Source organism: Tabrizicola sp., from assembly GCF_034366665.1.
Lineage (GTDB): Bacteria > Pseudomonadota > Alphaproteobacteria > Rhodobacterales > Rhodobacteraceae > Tabrizicola.
In genome coordinates, this window is sequence record NZ_JAXMMF010000092.1 from 19,861 (window position 1) to 36,653 (window position 16,793).

Below are 16,793 nucleotides of genomic sequence, written 5' to 3' on the forward strand. Positions count from 1 at the left end.
CGCGCCCCTTACGACTTCTGGAACATGGCGAGCATGCGACGCGTCACCATGAAGCCACCGAAAATGTTGATCCCGGCCATGAAGACCGAAAGTGCGGCAAGGATCACCACAAGCCAGTTGCCCGACCCGATCTGCATCAGCGCGCCCAGGATGATGATCGACGAGATCGCGTTCGTCACCGCCATCAAGGGCGTGTGCAGCGAGTGCGAGACGTTCCAGATCACCTGCACGCCGACATAGACCGACAGCACGAAGACGATGAAGTGCGACATGAAGCTTGCCGGCGCATAAAGCCCCGCCAGAAGGATCAGCCCGCCCCCGATCACAAGCATGCCGACCTGGCTGCGCGTCTGCGCCTTGAAGGCTGCAACCTCGTTCGCCCGGCGTTCCTCGGGCGTCAGCTCCTTGGCCTTTTCCTTCGGCTTTGCCGCCGCGATGGCCGCGATCTTCGGCGGTGGCGGCGGATAGGTCACCGCCCCCATATGCGCCGCCGTGGCACCGCGGATGACGTCATCCTCCATGTTGTGCGCGATGACCCCGTCCTTCTTTGGAGTCAGGTCGGTCAGCATGTGGCGGATGTTGGTGGAATAGAGCGTACTGGCCTGCGTCGCCATCCGGCTGGGGAAGTCGGTATAGCCGACGATGGTGACGCCGTTGTCGGTGACGATCTTCTGGTCCGGCACCGTCAGGTCGCAGTTGCCACCACGCTCGGCCGCAAGGTCGATGATCACCGACCCCGGCTTCATCATCTTGACCATATCCTCGGTCCACAGCTTGGGGGCCGGGCGTCCAGGGATCAGGGCGGTGGTGATGACGATGTCCATCTCGGGCGCAAGTTCGCGGAATTTCGCCAGCTGCTTTTCCCGGAACTCGGGGGACGAGGGCGCGGCATAACCGCCCGTCGCCGCGCCGTCCTGGGTCTGCTCGAACTCCAGGAACACGAAATTCGCGCCCATCGATTCAATCTGTTCGGCCACTTCGGGCCGCACGTCGAAGGCGTGCACGATGGCCCCAAGGCTGACCGAGGTCCCGATGGCCGCAAGACCGGCGACGCCCGCACCGACGATCAGCACCTTGGCCGGGGGCACCTTGCCCGCCGCTGTCACCTGGCCGGTGAAGAAGCGGCCAAAGTTGTTCCCGGCCTCGATCACGGCGCGGTAGCCGGCGATGTTGGCCATCGACGACAGCGCGTCCATCTTCTGCGCGCGGCTGATCCGAGGCACCATGTCCATCGCGACGACGGTCAGGTTCTTCTTGGCCGCCGCTTCCAGAAGTTCAGGGTTCTGCGCGGGCCAGAAGAAGCTGATCAGCGTCTGGCCGTCCTGCATCGCGGCCAGCTCACCCGCTTCGGGTCCGCGCACCTTGACGATCACATCCGCCGCCGCCACCACCGCAGCCGCCGTCGGCAGCACCTCGACACCCGCCGCCGCATAAAGCGCGTCCGAGAACCCGGCCTTCGCACCCGCACCCGACTGGATGCACGCCGTATGCCCCAGCTTCGCCAGTTGCGTGGCCGAATCCGGCGTCATCGCGACCCGGTTCTCGCCCGGGAAAACTTCCGTCAAAGCGCCTATCTTCACCCTTATCCCCCGATCTGGCCTGCGCGGTCATAAACTGACCCGACGCACATAGCATTGCGCAACATTATTTCAAACCCCACTTTTCAGCGGAGTCACCACGTCATCTCCGCCCCACCCAGCGCCGCGTCCGAGCGGCCCAGAGATCGAACTCCGGACCGAAAGTCTCGGTCAGGCGCGCCTCTTCATCGCGGATGAAACGGGCTTGGATCAGCGAGATGAAGCTTGCGACCAGCGGCAGGCCCAGTGCCACATCCAGCCACAGGATCGCCCCCAGCAGGATAAGGACGTCGGCCAGGTAGATCGGGTTGCGAGACCAGGCAAACAGTCCGGTTGTCACCAGGGCAGAGGGGTTCCGCCGGGGGATCACCGTCGTCCTTAGCCGGATCATCTGCAGCGCCGCCACCACCATGACCAGCGCCCCAAGCGCGACAAGACCTGGCCCCAGCACCGCCCCCCAGGCCCCGAAGACCGGCGGCGAGACCAGCGACAAAACCCAGGCCGCGCCGATGTGCAGCGCAAGCCAGCTGGGCGGAATGTCGATGTCGCGCAGGGTCAAAGGCACGGGCAGGCTCCTTTCTGCTCGGTCTAGACGCTGGGTCCAGCTGCCGCAAGGGCAGCTGTCGCCCGCAGCAGTTGAAATGCCGCATTCGCACCCCCGCCGCGGAACAGTTTCAAGCTTGAAATTTCTCGCACTCCGCCGCATAACCGGACAAACCCGGAAGGACCGTTTCATGCCCATCGACTTTGCCGCCACCAAGGCCCTCTTTCACCTGCCCGAGGGCGTCATCTACCTGGATGGAAACTCGCTTGGCCCGATGGTGAAATCCGCGCCCGCGCGGATGCAGCAGGCGATGCAGGACGAATGGGCCGAGATGCTGATCCGCGGCTGGAACAAGGCCGGCTGGATGGCGCAGCCTGCTGCCATCGGCGACCGGATCGGCAAGCTGATCGGGGCCGCGCCCGGCACCGTGGTCCTGGGCGACACACTGTCGATCAAGGTCTACCAGGCTCTTGCCTCGGCTCTGGAGCTGAACCCCAAGCGCCGCGTGATCTTGTCGGACACCGGCAACTTCCCATCGGACCTCTATATGGCCGAAGGCCTGTGCCGCACGCTGGGTGGCCAGTACCGCCTGAAGACCGTAGCCCCCGAAGAGGTGATGGCCGCCATCGACGACACCGTCGCCGTAACGATGATCACCGAGGTCGACTATCGCACCGGCCGCCGTCACCACATGGCAGACATCACCCGCCGCGCGCATGAGATGGGGGCACTGACCATCTGGGACCTTGCCCACAGCGCGGGCGCAATCCCGGTGGATCTGACCGCCGCGAAGGCCGATTTCGCCGTGGGCTGCACCTACAAATACCTGAATTCCGGCCCCGGCGGCCCGGCCTTCATCTATGTGGCCCCCAAACACGCCGACACCGCCCGCCCCGCCCTGTCCGGCTGGCTGGGCCACGCATCCCCCTTCGCCTTCGACCTTGCCTACCGCCCCGGCGCGGGGATCGAGCGGATGCGCGTCGGCACGCCCCCCGTGTTGCAGATCGCCGCCCTTGACGCCGCGATGGCGGTCTGGGACGGCGTCGATCTGGCCGAGGTGCACGCCCAGTCGCTGCGCCTGCAGGACCAGTTCATCAAGGGCGTCGAGACCCGCGCCCCCATGCTGCAACTGGCAACCCCCCGCTCGCACCAGATGCGCGGCAGCCAAGTCAGTTTCCGGCACCCCGAGGGCTATGCCATCATGCAGGCGCTGATTGCCGAGGGCGTGATCGGCGATTTTCGGGCCCCCGACATCCTTCGTTTTGGCTTCACGCCTCTCTATATAGACGAGGACGACGTTGCCCGCGCGGTTTCGGTGCTGGCAAAGATCATGGATTACGGAACCTGGGACAAGCCCGAGTTCAAGGAACGCGCCCGGGTCACCTGACCCGTCGGGAGGGATTGATGCCGCGCCTATCGCTTCTTCTGCTGGCCCTGCTGGCAGGCACCGCCCAGGCCGAGCCGATCTCGCTGCAGCGGGGGGTCAACACGACGCTTTGGCTGGAATGGCCCAGCATGGGTGACATGCTGGCAAATCCCTCGTTCCTGGAAAGCTTCCCCGACGTCCGCCGCGACGTGACACATGCGATGTATGAAAGCCTGCTCGCCCAAGGCTTCGACTTCGTGCGGATGCCGGTGGACCCCGGCCCCCTGATCGCCTTCGGCCCCGGCGAACGGCAGGACCAGCTGATCGAAGGCATCCGCATCGCGGTACAGACGGCGGTGGACGCGGGCCTCAAGGTGGTCGTCGATCTGCACCCGATCCCGCGGGGCGGCGACATCGGCGGCGTCGAAAGCATCATCGGCGACAAGTGGCCCGACTACGTCACCCTTGTCGGTCGCATTGCAGCGGGGTTGAACGATTTTCCCGCCGACAGGGTCGCGCTGGAACTCTTGAACGAACCACCCTTCGACTGCGAAGCGGTCTACGGCGACACCCCCGCCCGCTGGCCCGCCATGCAGGCCGAGGCTCACGCCGCTGCCCGGGCTGCGGCCCCCGAGATGACCATCGTCCTCACCGGCGCCTGCTGGAGCCAGGCGAACGCCCTGGCCAGCCACGACCCAGCTCTGATCCCGGACGACAACGTGCTCTGGACCTTCCACAGCTACGAGCCCTTCCTCTTCAGCCATCAGGGCGCGGGCTGGACAGGACCTCCTGAGAAACACATCTGGGACCTGCCCTATCCGCCCTCTGCCGTCACCGACGAGATTTCGGCCGAAGTCGCCGCTGCCGCGATCCAGCACATGACCGCCGAGACCGGCCAGGCTGACGTCGAAGCGATCGAAAAGGCGATTGCCGACTACCGTCAGCTGCCCGAAACCGCCGTCACCTACGACGTGACCCGTGCGGCCGAATGGGCGGATCAGCACGGCATCCCCCGGTCGAGCCTTTTCCTGGGCGAGTTCGGAGCCCTGCACACTGCCGGGGACCGCAGTCTGCCGCGCGAATGGTTTCACGCCTTCCTTGCCGACAAGCGCCGGGCGGCCGAGGACGCCGGGATAAGCTGGGCCGTCCTTGGCTATGTGGGCGGCATGGGCATCGCGCCCGACGACGACCCCGAACGTCGCCTTGCCCCCGAAACCTGCATGGCCCTGGGTCTGTCATGCGCGCCGTAACGCTTCCTCCCCTTTGCCGTCCCTCGGGCTGGGTCGCCCTTTGGCGGCGCATGGGCACTCTGTCGATCCTGAACCGGAAGGCCCGTCTCTCCTGCTGAAACCCTTTCACATTGGAGACACGAAATGACCACCTGCCCGTTCAACCCCGCCGAGGATGGCGCCGAAATGGCCTTTGACGGCCGCATGTCCTATGGTGACTACCTGCACATCGACCGCATCCTGGGCGCGCAGACGCCCCTGTCGGACGCGCACGACGAGATGCTGTTCATCATCCAGCACCAGACCTCCGAGCTTTGGATGCGCCTCGCCCTGCACGAACTGGACGCCGCCCGCCGGATGATCGCCGCAGACCGCGCGCAAGAGGCGTTCAAGATGCTGGCCCGCGTGTCCCGGATCTTCGAACAGCTGAACTCGGCCTGGGACGTCCTGCGCACCATGACGCCTTCGGACTACACAACCTTTCGCGAGGCCCTTGGCCAGTCCTCGGGCTTCCAGTCGTGGCAATATCGGCTGATCGAATACGCCGTCGGCAACCGCAACCTCGCCATGTTGAAGCCCCACGCCCACCGCCCCGACCTGACCGCGCGGCTGGAAGCCGAGCTTGCCCGTCCGACGCTGTATGACGAGGCGCTGCGTCACCTTGCCCGCCAGGGCCTGCCCGTCCCGCAGGACGTCCTGACCCGCGACCTTCGGCAGACCTGGACGCTGCACCCCGGCGTCCAGGCCGCGTGGGAGGTCGTCTACCGCGACCCGACCGCGCATTGGCAGGCCTATGAGCTGGCCGAGAAACTGGTCGATTTCGAGGATTACTTCCGCCGCTGGCGCTTCAACCACCTGACCACCGTGGCCCGCGTCATCGGCATCAAGCGCGGCACGGGCGGCACATCGGGAGTGTCCTACCTGCGCCGGATGCTGGACGTCGAGCTTTTCCCCGAGCTTTGGGCCTTGCGCACCGCGCTTTGACCAGACCGCCCGCGCGCCGGAATCTGCGGCACGCGGGCAACTATGCGTTGAAAATCAGCCGTTTTCACGGTCCCGTGATCGCATTCAAATCCTCGCGTGGTTTGACCTGCAAGGGGCGCTCGGTTAGCGTGCGCAGGAACGGACCTGCGACATTGTGCCGACGGGTCAATAGAGTGTGGATGTTTTTATGCTGCAGACTTCCCGTCGTTTTCTGAAACTGAGCCCGGCATTTCTGGCCCTGGCCCTGATGGCCGCCTGCGTCGATCCTGCCGCCGGGCCCACGGCATCCACCCAGGCCATGCCGAAGGCGGGCGAGAACGTCTACGTCGCCACGATGGATGCCGGGATCCAGATCCCCGCCCTGCCCGTCGAGAAGATCCCCGAAACCCACCGCCGCCAGGTCGTCGCCTACGAGACGGATCAGCCCGCCGGCACGATCATCATCAATCCGAAGACCCGGCTGCTGTACTATGTCGTCGGCAAGAACAAGGCGATCCGCTACGGCATTTCCGTCGGCCGCGCCGGGTTCGAATGGTCGGGCGAGGCTATCGTCGCTGAAAAGAAGCCCTGGCCGACCTGGACCCCGCCGAAGGAAATGATCGCCCGCGACCCCAAGCTTGCGAAATGGGAAAACGGCCAGCCCGGCGGCCCGACCAACCCGCTTGGTGCCCGCGCGATCTATCTGACCTCGGGCGGCAAGGACTATGGCTACCGCATCCACGGCACGCCCGACTGGCAGTCGATCGGTCGCAACGCATCCTCTGGCTGCATCCGGATGATCAACCAGGACGTGATGGACCTCTATGGTCGCCTGACGGGTGGCGAGAAGGTTATCGTCCTGACCGCCTCGGGCGAGATGCCGAAGGGCCTTTATATTCCGAAGCCGCCTGCCCCGAAGGTCGCGGCCAAGCCGAAGGCGGCTGCTCCGGTCGTGGTCCCGGCGGGTGCCGTTCCAGCCCTGAAAGTGCTGCCAACGCCCGCCATCGCCGTCGGGACGCCCGCAGTGGCACCGGCCGCGGCGACCACCCCTGCCCCGGCGGCCACCGAAGCGGCCTGCAAGGTTCCGCTGGTCAACGGCGTCTGCCCGCCCGGGAACTGATTCAGGACCCGAAACGCAAAAGGGGGCGCCCAGTGGCGCCCCCTTTGTCATGTCAGGCCCTTCACTGCAGCCAGTGATCGTAATCGCTGACCAGAAGATGCCAGGGCGCTTCGTCCTCGTCGATGTCGGAGAACCGACCGATCGGCTCGCGGAAGATGTTGTCGGTGAGATCGTCATTCACCGTCGAAACCTCGCCGATCAGCACATCGCCGCCTTCGCCCCAGAAGGCATGCCAGTCGCCCGGCATCAGCGTCACGCTTTCGCCCGGCGCAAGCTTCAGCTTCGTCCCCGGCCCATAAGGCGTGTCGATCCCGTCGCAGCGCACCATCCCGCCCTTGTCCCAGGCGAAGTTGCCTGTGTCATCGCTGCCGTACAGCTCGATGACCAAAGTGGCACCGCCGCGGTTGATGATGTCCTCGGCCTTGATGACATGGGTGTGCATCGGGGAAAGCTGGTCCTGCCGGCTGATGAGCAGCTTCTCGGCATAGCACATGCCACCCCCGCGCTGCAGGTCAGCCAGCCGCCCATTGCGCAGGGTGAACAGGAACAGCCCCATCTCGTCGAACCTGCCCTGACCGTAATCGGTGATGTCCCAGCCGCAGCGTGCGTCGATGATGGCGCTCACGTCCTTGCGCGCCTTGAACTCGTCTGGCGACCAGTTGGCAAAGGGCGGCAGCACAAAGCCATAGTGCCGGATCATGTCGTCCGCCGCGCGCATGATCTCGTTGATGCGTGACCGTTTCATTTCATCCTCCCGATTTTCCGGCACTATAACGATTGCGGAAGCCGTCTCAACGGCCTTCGCTCAGCGTTTCCCGAAGATCGAGCCCAGGATGCCCCGTACCAGTGCCTGCCCGGACTTGGTCCCCAACTGCCGCGCGAAGCTTTTCGCAAAGGCCGTCCCGACCGAATCCGACCGGCTGGAGGTGCTGGTCCGCTTCGGCTTGTCGTCGGCATAACCGTTGCCGTCATAGCGCCGCGCCCGCTCGAACTCGCGCTTCTCTTCGACCTGACGCTCTTCCAGCGCCGCCGCATCCCGCGCCGCCGCTTCGGCCCGGGCGCGCAGCTTCTCGAAGGCGCTCTCACGATCCAGCGCCTGCTCGTACTTGCCCCTGACCGGAGACCCCGCGATCACCGCCGCGCGCGTCGCCTCGTCCAGCGGCCCCAACTGGCTGGATGGCGGCCGCACCAGCGTGCGTTCGGCGATCCCCGGAATACCCTTGGCCTCCAGCAGCGAGGTCACCGCCTCGCCGGTGCCGACATCCCGGATCGCCTCGTCGATCTTGAAGCGCGGGTTCGGACGGTAGGTTTCGGCCGCTTTCGCCAGGTCCTTCTGGTCCTTGGCCGTAAAGGCCCGCAGCGCGTGCTGCACCCGGTTGCCCAGCTGCCCGAGGATATCATCCGGCACGTCTGCCGGGTTCTGGGTGATGAAGTAGACCCCCACCCCCTTGGACCGGATCAGCCGCGCGACCTGTTCGACCTTCGAGACCAGCGCCTTCGGGGCATCGTCAAACAACAGATGCGCCTCGTCGAAAAAGAAGACCAGCTTGGGCTTGTCCGGGTCGCCCACCTCGGGCAGCATCTCGAACAGTTCGGACAGAAGCCACAACAGGAACGTCGCATATAAACGGGGCGAGTTCATCAGCTTGTCCGCCGCCAGGATGCTGATCCGCCCGGACCCGCTTGCGTCCACCGTCATCAGGTCCGCCAGATCCAGCGCCGGCTCGCCGAAAAGGTTGCCGCCGCCCTGGTTTTCCAGCACCAGCAGCCGCCGCTGGATCGCGCCCACGGACTCCTTCGACACCAACCCGTAGCGGGCCGAGATCGCTTCGGCATTCTCGGCCACGAAGGTCAGCAGCGCCTGCAGGTCCTTCAGGTCCAGCAGCGGCAGTTCTTCTTCGTCCGACAGGCGGAAGGCCACGTTCAGCACACCCTCCTGCGGCTCGGACAGCTCCAGCAGCCGCGAGAGCAGCAGGGGGCCCATCTCAGCCACCGTCGCCCGGACCGGATGTCCCTTTTCACCGAAGAGGTCCCAGAAGATCACCGGGAAGGCGCGGTACTGCAGGTCAAGGCCGATCTGCGCCGACCGTTTGGTAAAGGCCTCGTGCAGCTTGTGACCCGCCGACCCCGAGGCCGCGATCCCCGCAAGGTCGCCCTTCACGTCAGCCATGAAGACCGGCACCCCCGCCGCCGAGAAACCCTCGGCCAGGATCTGCAGAGTCACCGTCTTGCCTGTCCCCGTGGCCCCGGCGATCAAGCCGTGGCGGTTGCCGTATTTCAGCAAAAGCCGCTGGGGGGCACTGTACCCCTCGCCGCCGCCGCCCACGAAAATGCTGTCCGCTGCCATCGCCTGTTCCGTCACGCCCGCCCCTCACAACCCCTGGTTGAACCATGCCGGAGCTGCACTCCAGACCACCGACGGGACCAAACATACATTGTTAACTCCATTCTGCCAGACTCAAGAGGTCAGACCCGGCGATCTGTCGGGGCTGACGGTGACTTCCTCCCTGTCAACTGGCCGCGCCCTTGAAAAGGCGCGGTTTTTTTCTGTCACGTTCCGCAAAAGAACCCGTTGACGACGTGCACTTTCCGCCTTAGCGTCCGTCTCCATGAAGTCGGCCAGTCCGACAGGGAGCAAAAAACAAGATGCAAAAGGGGCCGGATTTCCGGCCCTTTTTCAATTTTGGGCTTGCCGCGGGCAGAAGCACGCCGGAACCACGCGGGACACGTTTTTCTCACCTGACTTGGGCCAGACCCCATGCTAGAGACCGGGCCAACAATCGACCGACCAAAGGATATGTCGAAGATGGCAAAGACCACGAGCACCGCGCTGGCCCTGATCCTGGCACTGGCTGCCACGCCGCTGATCGCGCAGACCGAAGCGGCCCCGGCGTCAGAAGACACCGCCCCCGCCGAAGGCGTCGCGGCCGATGGCGCCGCGGCCGGGAACCTGGCGATGGGCCAGGAGGTCGGGGCCGCCGACGGTCCGGGCAGCACCTACACCGTCGCGACCTTCGAAGCCTGGGAGCAGAAATGCGTTCGCACCGAAAGTGGCGTCGACCCCTGCCAGCTTTACCTGCTGCTCAAGGACCAGGAGGGCAACTCGGTGGCCGAGTTCACGATGTTCAACCTGCCCAAGGGCAGCGAAGGCCCGGCCGTTGCCGGCGCGACCTTCATCGCCCCGCTGGAGACCCTCCTCACCGCCGGAATGGCTTTGCAGATCGATGAGGCCAAGGGCAAGATGTACCCCTTCACCTTCTGCGCCCAGATCGGCTGCGTGGCCCGCATCGGCTTTACCGCCGAAGAAATCACCGCGATGAAGGCGGGGGCCAATGCGAAGATCACCATCGTTCCCTTCGTGGCCCCCGACGAAAAGGTCGAACTGGCTATTTCGCTGAAGGGCTTCACCGCGGGTTACGATGCGGTCGCCGCGGCCAATGACGCTGCAGATGCCGCAGCGCAATCTGCGGCTCCGGCAGAGGCAGCCCCGGCCGAAGGCGCGGCGAACGAATAATCCAGGCACTTCCCGCTCTCGGGCCGGTCGCAGGGCCGGCCCTTTTGCTTTCAGCCGCGCCTGAACGCAAGAACCGCGTTCAAGCCCCCGAACGCAAAGGCGTTCGACAAGGCCGCCGCAACCGCGGTCTCGCGTGCGACCATCGGCACCACGTCCAGCGCACAGTCCGGGTCCGGGTCCTGGAACCCGATCGTCGGGGGCAGCACGCTTTCGCTTAACGCCAGGACACAGGCAATGGCCTCCAGCGCCCCGGTCGCGCCGGTCGCGCCGATGGCATGACCATGCATCGCTTTGGTCGACGAGACCGGAGGCGGATGTCCCCCGAACACTGCGCGGATCGCCGCCGCCTCTGCCCGGTCGTTCGCCAGCGTCCCGGTGCCATGCGCGTTGATATAGCTGACCTCATCGGTCGCCATCCCCGCATCCGTCAGCGCCGCCCGCATCGCCCGGGCCGCGCCCTCGGCACTGGGGGCCACGATGTCCCCGGCGTCCGCCGTCATCCCGAACCCCGCCACCTCGGCCAGGATCCGAGCCCCCCGCGCCCGCGCATGGTCCTCGGCCTCGAAGACCAGGACCCCGGCCCCGTCGCCAATCACCATGCCCTTGCGGCCCAGGCTGAACGGGCGGCACGCGTCGGGCGCCAGCACCCGCAGCCCCTCCCAGGCCTTTACGCCGCCAAAGCACAGCATCGCCTCTGCGCCGCCGGTCAGCATCACGTCCGCGACGCCCGCGCGGATCTGCTGCATCGCCAACCCCATCGCGTGATTGGCGCTGGCGCAGGCCGAGGACACCGCCAGCACCGGACCGGTCAGCCCATGCCGGATCGACAGATGCGAGGCTGGGGCATTGTGCATCAGCCGGGGCACCACCAAGGGCGAGACCCGGTTCTTCCCGTCGGCAAAAACCGCGCGGTAGCTGTCCTCCCAGGTCTGGATGCCGCCCGCCGCCGTGCCCAGGATCACCCCGCCACGGGACCCAAGGTCGCTGGGCAACCCGGCCATCGCCACCGCCTCTGCCCCCGCCACCAGCGCATATTGCGTCACCCGGTCATAAAGCGGCAGGTCGTTTGCAGCAAAGCGGGCGGCGGAGTGCCAGTCCCGCACCTCGGCCCCGATCCGGATCGTCAGGCGCTCGACATCACGGAACCCAAGCGGACCGATCCCGCAGCGCCCTTCGCGCAAGGCCTGGAAGGTCCCCGGCACATCGGGGGCCAGGGCGTTCACCGTGCCGATGCCGGTAATGACGACGCGCCTCATGCCGCCCGCTGGGCGATCAGGCGCTCGACGCCCACGACTATGCGAGGGACGCTGGAGAAATCGAAGTCCGGCTGATCCGGCTCATTCGCGTTGAACGGGATCGAGATGTCGAAGCGTTCCTCAAGCGCGAAGATCGCCTCGACCTTGCCCAGACTGTCCAGCCCCAGATCGTCGATCACGGCCTCGGCCGCAATCTCGTCCGGCTGAAGCAACAGCTGCTGCGCCAGGATCTCGATCACTGCCGCCTCGATCTTGGCCCGCTCCACCTATTCGTCCTCCGGCCCGGCCTGGCCCTTTTCAAGCGCGGCCACCCGGACAGCCAACCGGGGCAACCGGCGCAGCGCCTTCTGGATGTCGACGTGTGTCTCCATCTTCACCGCCGGATAGCCCAGCAGCACCCGGCCAGCCGGCGCGTTGGTAAAGATCTTCGTGGCACCGCCCGCGATCACGTCATTGCCGACAAAGATGTTGTCGTTGACCCCGCATTGCCCCGCCAGCACCACCCGGTCGCCGATCCGGGCCGAGCCTGCAATCCCCACCTGCCCGCACAGCAGGCAATCGCGCCCGACCTGCACGTTGTGGCCGATGTGGACCAGATTATCCAGCTTGGTCCCCGACCCGATCTGCGTGTCCCGGATCGTGCCCCGGTCGATGCAGACATTCGCGCCGATTTCGACGTCATCCCCGATTGTTACCGCACCAAGTGAATGTATCCTGGTCCAGGTCTGATCCCGGATTTCCGCGCGAGAGCCCAAAGTCTCGCGGATCTCTTCGACCCCCGACTTTTCGGGGGTGACAAAGGAAAACCCATCCGCCCCGATCACCGCGCCGGGCTGGCAGATGAAGCGGTCGCCGATGGTGACCCGCGCCCCGATCCGCGCGCCTTGCAGGATCAGAGCCTCGGCGCCGATCCTTGCACCTTCCGCAATCGACACATGCGACGCAATCCGCGCGCCCGGCCCGATGCGAACATCGGCACCGATCACCACGAAGGGTCCGATGGCCGCCCCCGCGCCGATCTCGGCCGTGGAGTCCACCAAAGCCATCGGATGCACACCCGAAGCAATGTCAGGTCCCGGGTCCATCAACCGCGTCAAACCCGCCATCGCCAGCCGCCCGCGCGGCGCGAAGATCGCGGCCTGCAGCCCCATCCCACGCCAGTCCGCCCCCGGCCAGACAATCGCAGCCCGCGCCTGTCCCTTGGCAATACCGTCCGCATAGCGTGGGTCCATCGCCAGCGCCAACTGGTGCGGCCCCGCCGCCTGCGGCTCGGATGCGCCAAGGACCTCAAGGTCAAGGTCTCCCTCGGCCTCGGCCCCCAATGCGCGCGCGATATCCCCGATCCTGTGGGCCATGTCGTCCTCGGCTATCCAGCCCCAGACTTAACCCTGAACGCCCGCCAGTTCCACCCCGGCCTCGGACAAAGCGCCCCACAGCACCGCGTCGCGCCCATAGACGTCACGGCGATAGGTCATGCGGCCCTTCGCGTCGGGATAGGCGGTGAAGTAGACCAGATGCACCGGCAGATGCTCTTTCAGCTTCACCGTGGTTTCCTTGCCGGTTTCCAGCGCCGCCTCGAACTCGGCCTCGGCATTGTCGGTCTGCCAGGACAAAAGCTCATGCGCCAGGGCGAAGGGGTCGGCGACGCGGATGCAGCCGTGGCTGTAGGCCCGCACTTCCTTGTCGAACAACGACTTGGAGGGAGTGTCATGCAGATAGATGTTGTGCACGTTCGGGAACATGAACTTCACCTTCCCCAGCGCGTTTCCGTCCGACGGCGGCTGGCGCATGCCAAAAGGGAAGGAGCGCGCACTGTAGGCGGCAAAGTTGACCGACCCGCGCGGCACCACCCGCCCCCGTCCGTCGATCACCTGGATATGGCTGACGGCATTCGGGTTGCGCTGCAGCAGCGGCAGGTATTCCTTGACGATGATCGACCGCGGCACCCCCCATGAGGGGTTGATCACCATATGCTCCATCTCGTCCGAAAACTCGGGGCTGCGCTGGTCGGGGACGTTCTTGCCGATCACCACCCGGGTCTCGAAGACGGTCTTGCCATCCTCCATGATCCGCGCGCGGAAGTCGGGCAGGTTCACCCAGATATGCTTGACCGAGCGGTCGAAATGCATCCAGCGCTCGCGCTCCAGCGCGACGATCACCGATTTCAGCCGTTCTTCCGGGCCGATGTTGATCTCGGCCACCGTGCCTTCGCCTGCCGCACCGTCCGCCGTCAGGCCGTGGTTCAGCTGGAACGCCGTCACCGCCGCCTGCAGCGCCCGGTCGTAGCTTGCGACAGCCGAGGGCGAAAGGTAGCCCATCCGCACCAGCCGGTCCCGCAACGCGATGACCGCAGGCCCCGTGTCGCCAGGCGCCAGGGCTGAAGCCGGGACCGTCGCCCCCCAGCCACCCGCCGCGATCTGCGCCTCAAGCCCCAGCTTGGCCTTCATCAGCTGCATATACTGCGCCGATGTCGGCAGCAGCCAGTCCAGCACCGCCTTCGGGTCACCATTGGCGATGCGAGTCAGCAGGACCTTGGGTTCGATCCGGTTGATCTCGCGCACGATGCCAGAGTCGATCTTCTGCGGCTCCAGCGCGCCAGCGGTCAGGTCCTGCGCCCAGGCCAGATAGGCCCGCGTCATCTCGACCTCGACCCGGCCACGGTCGCCCTCGGTTTCGGCGGTTTGCAGCGCCGCCGTCAGCGCCCGCGCGTCATAGCGCGGCACCGGCAGCCCGTGATCCTTCGCCGTCGCAATCGCGGCCAGCAAGGCCGCCCGGCGCTCTGCATCCTCGGGTCCGGTCCACAGCGTTTCGTAATTCGTCGTGCGGTACCACTCGGCAATCGCCGCATCCGATGCGGCGGTGGCGGCAAGCGACTGGGTGAAGGCTGTAGCCTCGGACCTTGCGGTCGAGGCCAGCGCCGGGGCCAATACCAAAGACAAAGTCACAAGCAACGAAAGCCGCGACAGCTTGTGCGGAGCGGGAAAATGCATTCGGCCCTCTATTCCAACGACTTGAGTTCTTATTGGCATCTTTTCGCCGATCTGCAAAGCCTGTCCAATCACAAAGCCGAAGGCGGTCTTGTGCCCTTGCACTGTGTCAAATTCGGCAACAGTCCTGCCCCAAACCGATGCAACCACAGCACAGTCGGCAAATTTTGGTGGCGTTCAGCAAAAATTTGCCGATTGCGGTTGTGCTGTCCGGGACGCAGTCAATCCGTGCTTGGGCTTCGATTCTACTTGTGCAATAACAACGATGCACTTGGGGAAGAAGTTGCACAGAAGCTGCGGAACGGCAGTCGAAGACAGCACGGGGACAGGCGTTAGAATGACGGACAACAAGCTAATCGGCGTCTCGCGGCGCGGCGTTCTGGGTGCGTTCGCGGCAACGGCCCTGGTGGCGGCCCCGACCTACACCAATGCATTCGGGGTCCTGAAGGGCGCAGGCGACATCCGCCGCATCCGCATGTATTCGGGCCGCACCGGCGAAAGCATGGACACGATCTACTGGATCGAAGGCGAATACATCCCGGAAGTGGTGAAAGAAATCAATCACTTCATGCGCGACTGGCGGTCGGATGACACCATCAAGATCGACATGCGCGCAGTCGACATCATGGCCGCCGCGCACCGGCTGATGGACGTGTCCGAACCCTATATGCTGCTGTCTGGCTACCGTTCGCCCAAAACCAACGCCATGCTGCGGTCCCGGTCGGGTGGTGTTGCGAAGAACTCGCTGCACATGAAGGGTCAGGCGGCTGACCTGCGGCTGCAGTCGCGGTCGGTTGGGCAGATGGCCAAGGCGGCTGCGGCCTGCTCGGCTGGCGGCGTCGGAAAGTATTCGCGGTCGAACTTCGTGCACATGGATTGCGGCCCGGTCCGCAGCTGGGGCGGCTAAGGCCGAAACCCCCGATGAAAACAGGCGCCCTCGGGCGCCTTTTTCGTTTGAATTTTACCGATCTTGACGCCCGCGCGTCCACAGATCACCCCAGCGGGCCAGCCTCGGGATCAGCCTCGCCGCCCTGCCCCTCGCCGCCCTGCCCCTCGCCGCCCTCGACCTGACGGCCGCGGAACCCCATCGCCACCACGAACTTTTCCGAACTGTCGGCGCGGCTGGCCGGCGGCTTCACATTCGCCACCTTCTTGAAGTTCTTCTTCAGCAGGGTCTGCATCTGCTGCTCGGCCCCGCCGGCCAGCACCTTGGCGACAAAGGTGCCGTCGTCCTCCAGCACGTCAAAGGCAAAGGCCAACGCCGCTTCGATCAGCGCCACGATGCGCAGGTGATCGGTGCCCTTGTGCCCGCTGGCCGCCGCCGCCATGTCCGACATCACCACGTCGGCCCGGCCACCCAGCCAGCCCTTGACCTTGTCTTCCGCCCCATCCTCCAGAAAATCCAGCTGGTGGATTTCCGCGCCCGAGATCGCCTCGACCTCTTGCAGGTCGACGCCCAGCACATAGCCGACGGGCTTCTTCGGGTTCTGCCCCAGCGCATTGACCCGCAACGCCGCGACCTGGCACCAGCCCCCCGGCGCGCAGCCCAGGTCCACGACCCGAGCGCCCGGCTTCAGGAAGCCGTACTTGTCGTCCAGCTCAAGTATCTTGTAGGCCGCCCGGCCCCGATACCCCTCTTTGCGCGCGCGGATCACGTAAGGATCGTTCAACTGCCGCTCCAGCCACAGCGTCGACGAAAGCTTGCGCCCTTTGGCGGTCTTGACGCGCACGCGCAGCTCACGCTGCCCGCGACCAGAGGTCTGTTTCTCGCTCATGTGTAGGGTCCGTCCGAAAGAACGCCGTCCGCGCTCATCTGCGCATAGAGAAGCCCCTCCCTAAGCCCCCTGTCGGCCACCGACAAGCGGTCCGTGGGCCAGATGCGCATCAACGCCTGCAGGATCGCCGCCCCGGACATGATCAGCGCATGGCGGTCCCGCCCGATCCGGGGATCGGTCCGCCGCCCCTCGGGTCCCAGTGCCAGATATTCCCGGATCACCAGGTCGATCTGGTCGCTGGTCATCTGGAGCCCGTCCACCTTGGTTCGGTCATAGCGTTTCAGGTTCAGAAATGACGCCGCCACCGTTGTCACCGTGCCGGAGGTCCCGATGATCTGGAACCCCTCGCGCGGGTTCTCGGCATTGTAGGGGCTGAAGCTGGCCAGATTCTCCTCGAAGAACCAGCTCATCAGCGCAAACCGCGCCGCATCATCGTCGACGTCGATGAACTGGTCCTTCAGC

The 16,793-nt window shown here is 65.5% G+C and carries 16 protein-coding genes; 6 read left to right on the forward strand and 10 right to left on the reverse strand.

What is annotated here, in order from left to right; genetic code table 11:
• Positions 1-8: 8 nt before the first annotated feature.
• A complete protein-coding gene (locus U1E69_RS12215) occupies positions 9-1,580 on the reverse strand; it encodes a Re/Si-specific NAD(P)(+) transhydrogenase subunit alpha (RefSeq protein ID WP_322244644.1) in 1,572 nt (523 codons plus the stop codon).
• A 100-nt stretch (positions 1,581-1,680) separates the two neighbouring features.
• Positions 1,681-2,142, reverse strand: a complete 462-nt coding sequence (locus tag U1E69_RS12220; RefSeq protein WP_322244645.1) for an isoprenylcysteine carboxylmethyltransferase family protein — start codon at positions 2,140-2,142, stop codon at positions 1,681-1,683.
• A 169-nt stretch (positions 2,143-2,311) separates the two neighbouring features.
• On the opposite strand from U1E69_RS12220, the gene kynU reads away from it, so the two are divergent.
• The 4 genes from kynU (at position 2,312) to U1E69_RS12240 (ending at position 6,799) form a co-directional block, all read left to right on the forward strand.
• On the forward strand, positions 2,312-3,508 hold the full coding sequence (kynU, locus tag U1E69_RS12225) for a kynureninase (RefSeq protein WP_322244646.1): 1,197 nt from the start codon (positions 2,312-2,314) through the stop codon (positions 3,506-3,508).
• 17 nt (positions 3,509-3,525) lie between these two features.
• Positions 3,526-4,737 carry a glycoside hydrolase family 5 protein gene (locus tag U1E69_RS12230; protein WP_322244647.1) on the forward strand — a complete coding sequence of 404 codons (1,212 nt, stop codon included), beginning with the start codon at positions 3,526-3,528 and terminating at the stop codon, positions 4,735-4,737.
• A 123-nt stretch (positions 4,738-4,860) separates the two neighbouring features.
• Positions 4,861-5,700, forward strand: coding sequence for a tryptophan 2,3-dioxygenase (kynA, locus tag U1E69_RS12235; protein WP_322244648.1), 840 nt, complete (start codon positions 4,861-4,863; stop codon positions 5,698-5,700).
• Between the two features lie 187 nt (positions 5,701-5,887).
• Positions 5,888-6,799 (forward strand): L,D-transpeptidase, encoded by a 912-nt coding sequence (locus U1E69_RS12240; protein ID WP_322244649.1) that lies wholly within the window; start codon positions 5,888-5,890, stop codon positions 6,797-6,799.
• A 61-nt stretch (positions 6,800-6,860) separates the two neighbouring features.
• Here U1E69_RS12240 and U1E69_RS12245 read toward each other — a convergent pair whose 3' ends face one another.
• Both U1E69_RS12245 and U1E69_RS12250 read right to left on the reverse strand, forming a co-directional pair.
• Entirely contained in the window at positions 6,861-7,544 is a 684-nt protein-coding gene (locus U1E69_RS12245; protein WP_322244650.1) for a D-lyxose/D-mannose family sugar isomerase, read from the reverse strand.
• 60 nt (positions 7,545-7,604) lie between these two features.
• Positions 7,605-9,146, reverse strand: a complete 1,542-nt coding sequence (locus U1E69_RS12250; protein WP_322244651.1) for a helicase HerA-like domain-containing protein — start codon at positions 9,144-9,146, stop codon at positions 7,605-7,607.
• Positions 9,147-9,605: 459 nt separating this feature from the next.
• On the opposite strand from U1E69_RS12250, the gene U1E69_RS12255 reads away from it, so the two are divergent.
• Entirely contained in the window at positions 9,606-10,313 is a 708-nt protein-coding gene (locus U1E69_RS12255) for an invasion associated locus B family protein (RefSeq protein WP_322244652.1), read from the forward strand.
• Positions 10,314-10,363: 50 nt separating this feature from the next.
• On the opposite strand, the gene U1E69_RS12260 is transcribed toward U1E69_RS12255, so the two are convergent.
• The 4 genes from U1E69_RS12260 to U1E69_RS12275 are packed head-to-tail and all read right to left on the reverse strand — an operon-like array spanning position 10,364 to position 14,559.
• A complete protein-coding gene (locus U1E69_RS12260; RefSeq protein ID WP_322244653.1) occupies positions 10,364-11,569 on the reverse strand; it encodes a beta-ketoacyl-[acyl-carrier-protein] synthase family protein in 1,206 nt (401 codons plus the stop codon).
• Complete coding sequence (locus U1E69_RS12265) at positions 11,566-11,835, reverse strand: acyl carrier protein (RefSeq protein WP_322244654.1); 270 nt, start codon at positions 11,833-11,835, stop codon at positions 11,566-11,568. The genes U1E69_RS12260 and U1E69_RS12265 overlap by 4 nt, the downstream gene beginning before the upstream one ends.
• A complete protein-coding gene (locus U1E69_RS12270; protein WP_322244655.1) occupies positions 11,836-12,924 on the reverse strand; it encodes a UDP-3-O-(3-hydroxymyristoyl)glucosamine N-acyltransferase in 1,089 nt (362 codons plus the stop codon).
• Positions 12,925-12,951: 27 nt separating this feature from the next.
• Positions 12,952-14,559, reverse strand: coding sequence for a L,D-transpeptidase family protein (locus U1E69_RS12275; protein ID WP_322244656.1), 1,608 nt, complete (start codon positions 14,557-14,559; stop codon positions 12,952-12,954).
• 334 nt (positions 14,560-14,893) lie between these two features.
• Here U1E69_RS12275 and U1E69_RS12280 point away from each other — a divergent pair, with 334 nt between their 5' ends.
• A complete protein-coding gene (locus U1E69_RS12280; RefSeq protein WP_322244657.1) occupies positions 14,894-15,463 on the forward strand; it encodes a YcbK family protein in 570 nt (189 codons plus the stop codon).
• 85 nt (positions 15,464-15,548) lie between these two features.
• Here U1E69_RS12280 and U1E69_RS12285 read toward each other — a convergent pair whose 3' ends face one another.
• Positions 15,549-16,331: an RlmE family RNA methyltransferase gene (locus tag U1E69_RS12285; protein WP_322244658.1), complete on the reverse strand. Its 783-nt coding sequence runs from the start codon at positions 16,329-16,331 to the stop codon at positions 15,549-15,551.
• The coding region (locus U1E69_RS12290) for a Ppx/GppA phosphatase family protein (RefSeq protein ID WP_416200283.1) at positions 16,328-16,793 on the reverse strand (466 nt) is incomplete at its 5' end. The genes U1E69_RS12290 and U1E69_RS12285, both read right to left, overlap by 4 nt.

Coding starts and splice junctions, on each gene's coding strand:
- U1E69_RS12245 (WP_322244650.1), bottom strand. CDS start 7,544: ATGAAACGGTCACGCATCAACGAGATCATGCGCGCGGCGGACGACATG.
- kynA (WP_322244648.1), top strand. CDS start 4,861: ATGACCACCTGCCCGTTCAACCCCGCCGAGGATGGCGCCGAAATGGCC.
- kynU (WP_322244646.1), top strand. CDS start 2,312: ATGCCCATCGACTTTGCCGCCACCAAGGCCCTCTTTCACCTGCCCGAG.
- U1E69_RS12255 (WP_322244652.1), top strand. CDS start 9,606: ATGGCAAAGACCACGAGCACCGCGCTGGCCCTGATCCTGGCACTGGCT.
- U1E69_RS12240 (WP_322244649.1), top strand. CDS start 5,888: ATGCTGCAGACTTCCCGTCGTTTTCTGAAACTGAGCCCGGCATTTCTG.
- U1E69_RS12270 (WP_322244655.1), bottom strand. CDS start 12,924: ATGGCCCACAGGATCGGGGATATCGCGCGCGCATTGGGGGCCGAGGCC.
- U1E69_RS12260 (WP_322244653.1), bottom strand. CDS start 11,569: ATGAGGCGCGTCGTCATTACCGGCATCGGCACGGTGAACGCCCTGGCC.
- U1E69_RS12280 (WP_322244657.1), top strand. CDS start 14,894: ATGACGGACAACAAGCTAATCGGCGTCTCGCGGCGCGGCGTTCTGGGT.
- U1E69_RS12275 (WP_322244656.1), bottom strand. CDS start 14,559: ATGCATTTTCCCGCTCCGCACAAGCTGTCGCGGCTTTCGTTGCTTGTG.
- U1E69_RS12230 (WP_322244647.1), top strand. CDS start 3,526: ATGCCGCGCCTATCGCTTCTTCTGCTGGCCCTGCTGGCAGGCACCGCC.
- U1E69_RS12285 (WP_322244658.1), bottom strand. CDS start 16,331: ATGAGCGAGAAACAGACCTCTGGTCGCGGGCAGCGTGAGCTGCGCGTG.
- U1E69_RS12250 (WP_322244651.1), bottom strand. CDS start 9,146: ATGGCAGCGGACAGCATTTTCGTGGGCGGCGGCGGCGAGGGGTACAGT.